The 12,266-nt window shown below is 65.0% G+C and carries 7 protein-coding genes; 6 read left to right on the forward strand and 1 reads right to left on the reverse strand.

Going from position 1 to position 12,266, the window contains the following annotated elements:
• The first annotated feature begins 47 nt into the window (after positions 1-47).
• Genes ENHY17A_RS08785 through ENHY17A_RS08795 form a run of 3 tightly spaced genes read left to right on the forward strand, consistent with a single transcriptional unit; the run spans position 48 to position 5,615 of the window.
• Positions 48-758, forward strand: a complete 711-nt coding sequence (locus tag ENHY17A_RS08785) for an ImuA family protein (RefSeq protein ID WP_236547829.1) — start codon at positions 48-50, stop codon at positions 756-758.
• Positions 709-2,283: a Y-family DNA polymerase gene (locus ENHY17A_RS08790; protein WP_159714381.1), complete on the forward strand. Its 1,575-nt coding sequence runs from the start codon at positions 709-711 to the stop codon at positions 2,281-2,283. Before ENHY17A_RS08785 ends, ENHY17A_RS08790 begins: the two co-directional genes overlap by 50 nt.
• A complete protein-coding gene (locus ENHY17A_RS08795) occupies positions 2,280-5,615 on the forward strand; it encodes an error-prone DNA polymerase (protein ID WP_159711956.1) in 3,336 nt (1,111 codons plus the stop codon). Before ENHY17A_RS08790 ends, ENHY17A_RS08795 begins: the two co-directional genes overlap by 4 nt.
• Positions 5,616-5,664: 49 nt before the next feature.
• Here ENHY17A_RS08795 and ENHY17A_RS08800 read toward each other — a convergent pair whose 3' ends face one another.
• Complete coding sequence (locus tag ENHY17A_RS08800; protein WP_159711958.1) at positions 5,665-6,420, reverse strand: FadR/GntR family transcriptional regulator; 756 nt, start codon at positions 6,418-6,420, stop codon at positions 5,665-5,667.
• 174 nt (positions 6,421-6,594) lie between these two features.
• Between ENHY17A_RS08800 and manD the strand changes: the two genes are divergently transcribed.
• The 3 genes from manD to ENHY17A_RS08815 are packed head-to-tail and all read left to right on the forward strand — an operon-like array spanning position 6,595 to position 12,244.
• The gene (gene manD, locus ENHY17A_RS08805; RefSeq protein ID WP_159711960.1) at positions 6,595-7,806 is read left to right on the forward strand and encodes a D-mannonate dehydratase ManD; all 1,212 of its coding nucleotides are present in this window, start codon (positions 6,595-6,597) and stop codon (positions 7,804-7,806) included.
• Positions 7,807-7,865: 59 nt separating this feature from the next.
• Positions 7,866-10,913 (forward strand): glycoside hydrolase family 2 protein, encoded by a 3,048-nt coding sequence (locus tag ENHY17A_RS08810; RefSeq protein ID WP_159711962.1) that lies wholly within the window; start codon positions 7,866-7,868, stop codon positions 10,911-10,913.
• A 56-nt stretch (positions 10,914-10,969) separates the two neighbouring features.
• On the forward strand, positions 10,970-12,244 hold the full coding sequence (locus ENHY17A_RS08815) for an MFS transporter (RefSeq protein WP_159711964.1): 1,275 nt from the start codon (positions 10,970-10,972) through the stop codon (positions 12,242-12,244).
• Positions 12,245-12,266 lie beyond the last annotated feature (22 nt).

Below are 12,266 nucleotides of genomic sequence, written 5' to 3' on the forward strand. Positions count from 1 at the left end.
CGCTGCGCGTCTTGCGAAGGAAAGCCGCTTGGATCGACGAACACAGGATGACGAGGGCGTCAGCGTCGCTTGGCCATGCGCCGCTCGACGCCGTGATGGGCGGCGGGTTGATGCGCGGGCGGCTGCACGAATTGTTCGCAGCGGAGCCGACCGACAATGGCAGTGCGGCAGGCTTCACCGCGATGCTGGCATGCCTCGCCAGCCAGCCGGGTGCCCCGTTATTCTGGCTGCGCGAGGAAACGGTGGAACGGCAGGGGCATCTTCATGCGCCGGGATTGGCGGAAATCGGGATCGATCCGGCACGACTGGTGCTGATCGTGCTGCCCGATCCGGTGGCGCTGCTTCGCGCGGCGGTGGACGTGGTTCGCTGTACGTCTGTCGGCGCAGCGGTGATCGAGCTGTGGCGCAACCCCCGCGCGCTCGATCTGACCGCGAGCAGGCGGCTGGCGCTGGCGGCGGAGACGTCGGGCGTAACCCCCTTGCTACTGCGTGCCGATGCACAGCCCGGCCCCAGCGCCGCCCAGACACGCTGGAGCATTCACGCCGCACCCTCCACTGCGCTGGAGGCGGGTGCTCCTGGCGGGCCAGCCTTCATGGTCGAGTTGTTGCGCCAACGCGGTCGCCCCGGCGGCGGATGCTGGCATCTGGAATGGGATCGTGACCGGGGGTGCTTCCGCGAACCGCCGCTATCTGGCGCTGTGGTTTCCGATGCTGACCAGCGATCGCTGGCACGCGAGGCACAGCGCAGCGCCGGATGACGCGCCGCTCGGCTTTGTCGAGAAACAGGGTGGCGCGGTACGGATCGTGGCCCTCGATCCACACGCGTTGCGGCTTGGCCTGACCCCCGGCCTGACGCTGGCCGATGCGCGCGCGCGGGTTCCCGAACTCGCCGCAGTCGAGCATGATCCGCATGCCGACCGCCTCTGGCTGGAGCGGATTGCCGATGGCTGCGACCGCTGGACGCCGATGGTCGCGCTCGACCCGCCCGACGGGGTGACGCTCGACATTACCGGCTGCGCGCATCTGGCCGGTGGCGAAACGGCGCTGGCAGCACAGATCGAGCAGCGGTTGGGCGCGGGCCGACTTCACCTGCGCCATGCCCTGGCTGGAACGCCAGAAGCCGGCCAGGCGCTGGCGCGTTTCCAAACTGCGCCTGCCGCCGACGAACATCACGCCGTCCGCCGTCTTTCCATCGCCGCACTGCGGCTGGAAGTGGAGGTTGAAACGGCGCTCCGCCGCGCAGGGCTCAAAACGCTCGGTGATCTCGCGGCGCGACCCACGGCTCCGCTCGCCGCGCGGTTCGGGGCAGAAATGGTCGCCACGCTCCACCGGGTGCTGGGCCATGCCGACAGCCGCATCTCCCCTCGCCGGGCCCCCCCTGCATTGGTGTTCGAGCGACGTTTTGCCGAACCGATCGCGCGAACCGAGGATGCGCTGGCGGTGCTCGACGCACTCGTCCTTGAAGCGGCGCAGAGGCTGGAAGAACGGCACGAAGGGGGCCGGCGCTTTATCGGATGCTTCTATCGCAGCGACGGCGCAGTGCGAGAGGTTGCCGTGGAGACAGGGCTGCCGACGCGCGATTTTGCAGTGACGTCACGCCTGTTCCGGGAACGGATCGACGCATTGTCCGATCCGATCGACCCCGGTTTCGGCTTTGACCTGGTGCGGCTGGCAGTGCCGGTGGCCGAGCCGGTCGGCCCCTCTCAACTCCGGCTGGAAGGCGGTCGCCTGAACGAGGAAGCAACCGCGGCCCTTGTCGACCGGCTGAGCACGAGGCTGGGGCGCGGTCGCGTTCGCCGTTTCGCACCGCGCGACACGCATATTCCCGAACAACAGGTGCTGACCCTGCCCGCGGTCGATGCGGCAGATCCCCTGCCCTGGCCACCGCGACGCGCAGGCGAACCACCATTGCGTCCGCTCCATCTGTTCGATCCGCCCCAACCGGTCGAGGTACTGGCCGAAGTCCCCGACGGACCGCCCCGGCGCTTTCGCTGGCAGCGCGCGATGCACGAAGTGACGCGCTTCGAAGGACCGGAGCGGATCGCCGGCGAATGGTGGCGCGTGGCCATCGAACGCCTGCCCGATCCCGAACCCTCCGTCGCGCACCGGCGTCCCGACGAAGAGGCTCACTCGCTCGCCCCCCTTCCCGCCCGTCCGCTGCTCACACGCGATTATTTCCGGGTGGAGGATGCACGCGGTCGCCGGTTCTGGCTGTTTCGGCAAGGGCTTTACGAGCGCGAAACGAACCGCCCCGCCTGGTATGTCCACGGCCTGTTCGCATGACCGACACCCCTTCTCTGCCCTTTGCCGAATTGGTGACGGCAACCAGCTATTCCTTCCTGCACGGCGCATCGCATCCCGCCGACATGGTGCTGAAGGCGATCGAGCTCGGGCATAGTGGCATCGGCATCGCCGATCGCAACACCGTGGCGGGGGTGGTACGCGCCTATGCCACGCTCAAGGACTTCCGCGTTCAGATGCAGCAGAACGGGTGCGAGGCTCCCGATTTCCGGCTGGTGGTCGGCGCGCGGCTGGTGTTCGCCGACGGCACGCCGGACATCATCGCCTATCCGGTCGATCGTGCAGCCTGGGGTCGGCTCACGCGCCTACTGACGCTCGGCAATCGTCGGGCCGACAAGGGTGAATGCACGCTATATCTCGCCGATCTCATCGAACATGCCAACGGGCTGTTGCTGATCGCGATTGCCGATGAGGCACAGGAATTCGTGCTGCGTCGTCTTGCCCGATGCGCGCCCTTGTGGATTGCCGCGACCATGACGCGGCGGGGCGACGATCAGCGCCGCCTCGCTCGCCTTCAGGCATTATCGCAGCGCACCGGCATCCCGTTGCTCGCCACCTGCGACGCGCTCTACGCAATGCCCGAACATCGCCCGCTCCATGATGTGATGACGTGTATCCGTGAAGGCACCACATTGGCCGAGGCCGGAACGCGCCTGCTCGCCAATGCCGAGCGCCATCTGAAATCCGGCGACGAAATGGCACGCCTGTTCCACGGAGCGCCGCAAGCGATCGGCGCATCCACCGACATCCTGTCGCGCATCCGCTTCACGCTCGACGACCTCAAATATGAATATCCACACGAACCGGTACCCATGGGGTGGGAACCGCAGGCGTGGCTGGAACACGAGACCTGGCGCCTGACGCAGGAGAAATATCCGGACGGCATACCCGACAAGATCAGGCGTACGCTGGAGGACGAGTTCCGGATCATCGCCGATCGGAACTACGCCTGTTATTTCCTGACCGTTTACGAACTGGTACAATTCGCCCGCTCGCTCGACCCGCCGATATTGTGTCAGGGGCGGGGTTCGGCGGCCAATTCGGCGGTCTGCTATTTCCTGGGCATCACCTCTGTCGATCCGGGCCAGTTCAACCTGCTCTTCTCGCGCTTCGTGTCGGCCGAGCGCGACGAGCCGCCCGACATCGATGTCGATTTCGAGCATGAACGCCGCGAAGAGGTGATCCAGCACATCTACGAACGCTATGGCCGCAGCCGGGCAGGGATCGCCGCCACCGTCATCCATTATCGCCCGCGAAGCGCGGTGCGCGAGGTGGGCAAGGTGCTGGGCCTGTCGGAAGATGTCACCGCGCGGCTGAACAGCACGGTCTGGGGCAGTTTTTCGCGGACCATGGAAGCAGAACGCATCGCCAATGCCGGGTTCGATCCGCACGCGCCCGATCTCGCGCGGTTGCGGTGGATCGTCGATCAGTTGCTCGATACGCCGCGCCACTTGTCGCAGCATGTCGGCGGCTTCGTGCTGACGCAGGGGCGGCTGGACGATCTGGTGCCGATCCACAATGCGGCGATGCCGGACCGCACCTTCATCGAGTGGGACAAGGACGATATCGACACTCTCGGCCTGATGAAGGTCGATGTCCTGGCGCTCGGCATGCTGAGCTGCATCCGCAAGGCGTTCGAGACGATGCGCACGCACGGGCTAGGCGATCTGACCCTCGCCAGCGTGCCGCAGGAGGCCCCCGCTGTGTACGATATGCTGTGCACGGGCGACAGCATCGGCACCTTCCAGGTGGAAAGCCGCGCCCAGATCAACATGCTGCCGCGCCTGAAACCGCGGAAATTCTACGACCTTGCCGTGCAGGTGGCGATCGTGCGTCCCGGCCCGATCGAGGGCGACATGGTCCACCCCTATCTCAAGCGGCGAGCGGGGAAGGAGGCGGTGGACTATCCCTCGCCCGCACCGCCGCACGATCCCGACGAACTGCGCGGCGTGCTGGGGGAAACCTTCGGTGTTCCGCTGTTCCAGGAACAGGTGATGAAGCTTGCCATCACCGCAGCGGATTTCTCACCCGATGAAGCCAACAAACTGCGCCGTGCGATGGCGACGTTCCGCAATGTCGGGACGATGCACAATTTCGAGGCCAAGATGGTCGAGGGGATGGTCCGGCGCGGATATGAGCGCGACTTCGCCCAGCGCTGCTACAATCAGATCAAGGGGTTCGGCAGTTACGGCTTTCCCGAAAGCCATGCGATTTCCTTCGCGCTGCTGGTCTATGTCTCGTCCTGGCTCAAATGCACGCACCCTGCGGTGTTCGCCGCCGCTTTGCTCAATTCGCAGCCGATGGGCTTTTATGCGCCGGCGCAGATCGTCCGCGATGCGCAGGAACATGGCGTCGATGTTCGTGCGGCCGATATCAACCACAGCGACTGGGACAATCATCTGGAGCCCGGCGCGACCGATGGCACAGTGCATCCACGCTGGGGTTGGGACGTTGCCGGGAATCGACTGGACAAGCGTCATGCGCTGCGGATCGGTTTTCGCCAGATCGACGGGTTTCGACAGGCATGGGGCCACGCCATCGCCGCCGAGCGCGAGAGGGGCGGACCGTTTGCCAGCATCGAGGAACTGGCGCGGCGGGTACGCGTGCCGCAGGCCGATGACGACGCCCAACATCGTGCCGCGCCGCTTCCGCCGCGGGCGCTGCGCTTGCTGGCGGATGCCGATGCTTGCCGGTCGATCGGCCTAGAACGGCGCCCTGCGGCCTGGGAAGTAAGGCGGATGCCGGGCGGCGGCGAGCTTCCGCTATTTGCCGCCGCGGACGCCCGCGAACTGGCCGCCGAACCCGATTCCGCGCTGCCCGCCATGCCGTTGTCGGAGGAAGTGACGGCCGATTACCAGACCATCCGGCTTTCGCTGAAAGAACATCCGATGCATTTCCTGCGCAAGACGCTGCGGGCCGAAGGCATCTTGTCCAGCACAGAAATGCTCAGCCTGCCCGATGGCCGCCGGGCGAAGGTCGCCGGACTGGTGCTGGTCCGCCAGCGTCCGGGCAAGGGCAACGCCATCTTCGCCACACTGGAGGACGAAAGCGGCATCGTGAACATCCTGCTCTGGGCGCGACTGTTCGAACAATATCGCCGCCCGCTCATGGCCTCACGCTTGATGGAGGTGCATGGGAAAGTGCAAAGGAGCGCGGAGGACGTCGTTCACCTGATGGCCGATCGCATCGTCGATCGTACCACCTTGCTCGACCGGCTGGGCGAAGCGGACGTGCCCCCGCCTCGCCCCAATTCATCCCATGCCCGCCATCCCCGCGACGTGCGCATTATTCCGAAATCCCGCGATTTCCATTGATCGCTTCAGCGGGCAGCAAGGCCCGCATCCATGCCCCTTGCAGACCGCACTATGCAATATGGCGCCGGGACACACGGTCGCGCTGCGCATCGGCCTCTGCCTGGGCGCGCTCTATCAGGTCCAGCCGGGTCGCTTCCAGCAAATCCGCCGTGACGCGCGACAGATGCGCGCGCATCGCGTCGCGCGCGGCGGGCGCATCGCCATCGCGCAGCGCATCGACGATCCGGCGATGCTCGTCGACCCGCGGGGTGACGCCTTCGCGCCGCGCACGCGCGAACATGTTGACGCATAATGGCGACCGTTCTCTCACGTCCCACAGCGTCTCGATCGTCGATCGGATCAGGCTGTTCCCGGTTGCCTCGGCGATCGTCAGGTGGAAGTCGCGATCGGCAGCGAACGCCGTGTCCGATGTCGCATCGTGCATGCGTTCAAGCAGATCGTCGAGCGTCCGGAGCGTCGCCATGTCGATCGTCGTCGCAGCCAGGGCGGCGGCTTCGCCTTCGAACAGCGTCCGCGCCTCGATCAACTCGAACGCGCCGACATCCAGCTCGGGCGCGATGTCCGCCGCGCGCGGCGCGTGGATGACATAGACGCCGGACCCGTGGCGTGCCTCAACCAGCCCGCGAATTTCGAGCGCGATCATCGCCTCGCGGATCGTTGGGCGGCTGACCGCATGCTCCTCGGCAAGCTCGCGCTCGCTGGGCAGCCGCGCACCGGGCGGATATCGCCCGTCGGCGATCGTCGCCGCGATCCGTTCGGCGATGGATTGGTAGAGTTTGCGCGGTGTCGCTTCGATCACGATCATATCCGTGGGAAAAAATGGCCTGACCATCCGAGCCCAGCCTTCGCCGCTCGACAAGCCGTTCGTCAACCCCATCCCGATCAAAATCCGCCCGATAAGCCAATTGGCTTGACAGAGGCGCTCAAAGTGGGCGACCACTTCGTCCCATTGATCCTTATGTTCATCATGTGAGATTTCATGTCGAAGATCGTCGATGCCCGCGTGATCGTCACCTGTCCGGGGCGGAACTTCGTCACGCTCAGGATCGAAACCGAGGACGGCGTCCACGGCGTCGGCGACGCGACGCTCAACGGTCGCGAACTCGCGGTTGCCAGCTATTTGAGCGATCATGTCGTCCCGCTGCTGATCGGGCGCGACGCGCACCGGATCGAGGATATCTGGCAGTATCTCTATCGCGGCGCGTACTGGCGTCGCGGACCCGTCACCATGACCGCCAGCGCGGCGGTGGACATGGCGCTGTGGGACATCAAGGGAAAGGTCGCCGGGCTGCCGGTCTATCAGTTGCTCGGCGGCGCAGCGCGCGAAGGGTGCATGGTGTACGGCCATGCCAACGGCACGACGATCGAGGAAACGATCGAAGCGGCACTGGATTACCAGCAGCAGGGATATCGCGCGATCCGACTGCAATCGGGCGTGCCCGGCCTTCCATCGACCTATGGCGTGTCGAAAGACCGTTATTTCTACGAGCCCGCCGATGCCGACCTGCCGACCGAGAATCTCTGGTCGACCGAGAAATATCTGCGCTCGGTCCCGCCACTGTTCGAAGCGGGACGCGAGGCGCTGGGCTGGGACGTGCATCTGCTCCATGACGTCCACCACCGGCTGACCCCGATCGAGGCCGGTCGGCTGGGCAAGGATCTGGAACCATACCGCCTGTTCTGGCTCGAGGACGCGACACCTGCCGAAAACCAGGAAGCGTTCCGCCTCATCCGTCAGCACACCACCACACCACTGGCGGTCGGCGAGATCTTCTCATCGGTCCATGACTGCCGAGAGCTGATCCAGAACCAGCTGATCGATTATATCCGCGCAACCGTGGTGCATGCCGGCGGCATTACCCATCTGCGCCGGATCGCCGCGCTCGCCGATCTGTATCAGGTCCGCACCGGGTGCCACGGGGCGACGGACCTGTCGCCCGTCAGCATGGCGGCCGCGCTCCATTTCGGCCTGTCGATCCCCAATTTCGGGGTCCAGGAATATATGCGCCACACGGCCGAGACCGACGCCGTGTTCCCGCATCATTACAGCCTGACCGACGGGTTGATGCACCCCGGCCACGCGCCCGGACTGGGCGTCGATATCGATGAAAAACTGGCGGCGGGATACGAATATAGCCGCGCCTATCTGCCCGTAAATCGGCTGGAGGACGGCACGCTCTACAACTGGTGATCGACCGCGACAGACGGTTCGACCCAATCATTCTCAGGGAAAGACGAGGGGATTTTGCGATGCGGATACTGGCTCTGCTGATGGCGACGGCTGCGAGTATCGGGGCGACCGCCACGCCCGTCGCGGCGCACGACGCCTCTACCATCGTCGCGTCGCCGCGCACGACCTACAACCTCAACCCCGGCTGGCGCATGACCAGCGGCGAGCAGGCAGGCGCCGAACAACCCGGCTTCGACGATGCGAAATGGCAAACGGTAACGCTGCCCAACGCATTCAACGAGCGCGAGGCGTTTGCCCGCGACATTCGCGAACTGTCCACCGGCATCACTTGGTATCGCAAGAACATCACGCTGCCGCGCGGCCATGATGGCAAGGCGTTCCTGGAATTCGAAGGCGTGCGCCAGGCGGCCGAAGTCTGGGTCAATGGGACATCGGTGGCACTGTCGGAAAGCGGCGCGATGGCGTTGGGCGCGGACATCACCGCGTATCTTCGGCGCGGCGAAAACGTGATCGCGGTGCGCGTCGACAACGACTGGCGCTACAAGGAGCGCGCGACCGGCAGCGGCTATCAATGGAACGACCGCAACTTCAACGTCAATTACGGCGGCATCACCAAGAATGTCCGGCTGCATCTGACCGACAAGCTGCACCAGACGTTACCGCTCTACGCGGGGCTGGGCACCACTGGCCAATATGTCTGGGCAGGCGATTTCGACCTGCCCACCCGCGCCGCGACGATCCACGCCGAGACGCAGGTCCGAAACGACGACATTGTGCCGCGGCGCATCGGCCTTCGCGTCGAGGTTCGCGACCGCGAGGGTAAGGTAGTCGGCCAGTTCGATGCCACACCCACCACTGTCCATCCCGGCAGCTTCGCGACGCTGAGCGCCGCCGAACGACTGTCCGGCCTCAATTTCTGGAGCTGGGGTTACGGCTATCTCTACACCGTCACCACTAGCCTGATCGAAGACGGGAAGGCGATCGACAGCGTCGATACCGTCACCGGATTCCGCCAGACCAAATTCGCCGACGGGATGATCGAACTCAATGGCCGCGTCATTCAGGTCCACGGCTATGCCCAACGCACCTCGAACGAATGGCCCGCGATCGGGGTTTCGATGCCGCCCTGGCTCAGCGATTTCTCCAACGCGATGATGGTGGAGTCCGGCGGCAATCTGGTGCGCTGGATGCACATCACCCCGTCGAAACAGGACGTCGAATCCGCCGACCGCGTCGGTTTGATCCAGGCGATGCCCGCGGGCGACGCGGAGCATGATGTGGATGGCCGCCGCTGGGAACAGCGGGTGGAATTGATGCGTCAGGCGATCATCTACAACCGCAACAATCCGTCGATCCTGTTCTACGAAGGCGGCAACGAAAGCATCAGCGAAGCGCATATGGCCGAGCTGAAGGCGATCCGCGACGTGTACGATCCGGACGGCGGTCGCGCGATCGGATCGCGCGAGATGCTCGACGGCAACACCGCCGAATATGGTGGAGAAATGCTCTACATCAACAAGAGTTCGGACATCCCGCTCTGGTCGATGGAATATTCTCGCGATGAGGGTGCGCGGGCCTATTGGGATCAATTCTCGCCGCCCTTCCACAAGGACGCACCCGCCTATAACCGCAACCAGGACAGTCACGCGGTGGAAAATGTTCGCGCCTGGTGGGATTATTACCGCGTCCGCCCGGGGACCGGAGAACGCGTGTCGTCGGGCGGCGTCAACATCATCTGGTCCGACAGCAACACGCATTTCCGCGGCGACAACAACTACCGCCGGTCGGGCGAAGTCGACGCGATGCGACTGCCCAAGGACGGGTTTTTCGCGCACAAGGTGATGTGGAACGGCTGGGTCGAACCAGAGGCCGCCGCCAGCCACATCGTCGGCCACTGGAACTACCCCGCTGGCACGGTGAAGGACCAGATGGTCGTGTCGAACGGCGAGCGGGTCGAGCTGTTCCTGAACGACCGGTCGCTGGGCGAGGGAAAGCGCGACTATGGCTTCCTATTCACCTGGCCGAAGGTCGCCTACGAGCCCGGCACACTGCGCGCGGTCGCCACCCATGCCGATGGCAGCCGCTCCGAATATAAGCTTGAGACCACCGGCGAGCCCGCCGCGATCCGTCTGACCCCGCGAACTTCCCCGCGCGGCTTCGTGATGGACGGCGCCGACGTTGCGTTGGTCGATGTCGAAGTGGTTGATGCGCAGGGCCGCCGCGTGCCCGTCGCTAGCGATAAGATCTCTTTCGACCTGAGTGGTCCCGCCGAATGGCGCGGCGGCATCGCACAGGGAGATTCGACCGGCAAGGCACGCGCCGACGCGCCGGTCGCTCAGCAATCGATCCCCGGCACCACCAGCTACGCCGGAACCGCGCGACATCAGGACAATTACGTCCTCTCCCGCAACCTTCCGGTCGAAAACGGCGTCAACCGCGTGCTGCTGCGCGCGGGCACCAAGGCAGGCCGGGTCCGCGTCACCGCAACCGCACCCGGTCTTCGCCGCGCCAGCGTGACCATCCCAGCGGTGATGCCGAGGCGGGTTGTAAACGGCCTGTCGTCGGACTTCCCGGAACAGCATCAGCCCGGATTGCTGACGCGCGGCCCCACCCCGGCCACGCCGTCCTATCGCATAACCCGCACGACGTTGCTTCCGTCGAAGATCGTCACCGCCGTCAATCAGGGCGATGCGTGGAAAAGCGTCGACAGCAACGAACTGTCCCGCTGGATGAACGACGGCAAGCAAGCGACCGCCTGGATCGAATATCATTTCGATTCCCCCGTCACGCTCAGCGAGGTCGAACTCAAACTCGCGGGCTGGCGCACCCGCGCGTACCCCTTGCGCCTGACGCTCGACGGCAAGACGATCTGGGAAGGCACGACCGAGCGTAACCTCGGCTATGTCGGTCTGCCTTTCGCGCCCGCACGCGGGCGCGTGCTCCGCATCGCCCAGACCGGTCCGGTCGCCGATCGCGACGCGTTCGGCAACATCGTCGAACTCAGCACTTCGCGGCAGGCGGGCGATACCGGCGCAAACGAAATCCCCACCGGATGGGGCATCGGCGTCGTCGAGGCCGATTTCCACGGGCCGGTGACCACCGACTGACACGACCAGAGTGGCGACGCGGAACAACCGCGCGCCCGAAACGAGAGGATGTAACGATGGCGACCAGCGTTCCGGGTGCAGGCGAAACGATGACGCGCAACCGCTGGACGGTGTGCGCGCTGCTCTTCTTCGCGACGACGATCAATTATATCGATCGTCAGGTCATCGGCATTCTGAAACCCGTGCTGGAGACCGAATTCGGGTGGAGCGAACTCGATTATGCCGACATCGTCTTCTGGTTTCAGGCGGCCTATGCGATCGGGCTGCTGACGGTCGGGCGACTGATCGATTGGGTCGGGGTCCGCTGGGGCTATGCCATCGCCGTGATCGTGTGGAGCATCGCAGGGATGGCCCATGCCGGTGCGCGAACGGTTGCGGGCTTCGCCATCGCCCGCTTCGCACTGGGACTGGGGGAAGCCGGGAATTTCCCCGCCGCGGTCAAGGCGACGGGTGAGTGGTTCCCCAAGAAGGAGCGCGCCTTTGCAACCGGCATCTTCAATGCAGGGTCCAATGTCGGCGCGATCATCACCCCGCTTGCAGTGCCGCCGATCGTCATGGCCTGGGGCTGGGAAGCGGCGTTCCTGATCACCGGCTCGCTTGGCTTCGTCTGGCTGATCGCCTGGCTGTTGGTCTATCGCACGCCCGAGGAGCATCCCAAGGTTTCGGCGTCTGAACTCGCGCATATCCGCAGCGATCCGGCAGAGAGCACTGCGAAAATTCCGTGGCTGACGCTGCTGCGCTATCGCCAGACCTGGGTGTTTGCGGTCGCCAAACTCATGACCGACCCGATCTGGTGGTTCTTCCTGTTCTGGCTGCCGGATTTCTTCGCCAAGACCTATGACCTCAACCTCGTCACGTTCGGACCGCCGTTGATCGCGGTCTATCTGCTCGCCGATGTCGGCAGCGTCGGCGGGGGCTGGCTGTCCTCGCGGCTCATCGCACGCGGCTGGACCGTCAATGCGGGGCGAAAGACCGCGATGCTGGTCTGCGCGCTCTGCGTGGTGCCCGTCAGCCTGGCGATCTATGTCGACAACCTGATCTTCGCGGTCGCGATCATCGGGCTGGCGGCGGCGGGACATCAGGGGTGGTCGGCCAATGTCTTCACGCTTGCCTCGGACCTCATGCCGCGGCGCGCGACCGCATCGGTGGTCGGGATCGGCGGCATGGCGGGCGCGATCGGCGGCATGTTGATGGCAAAATATGTCGGCGGCGTGCTCGAAGAGGTCGGGAATTACACGCCGATCTTCGTACTGATCGGGTCGATCTACCTCATCGCGCTGCTAATCGTGCACCTGATCTCGCCCCGACTCGAACCGGCAGATATCGGCTAGCGACGAAGGGGCGCCGCACCCC

This window comes from Sphingomonas sp. AX6 (genome assembly GCF_902506605.1).
Lineage (GTDB): Bacteria > Pseudomonadota > Alphaproteobacteria > Sphingomonadales > Sphingomonadaceae > Sphingomonas.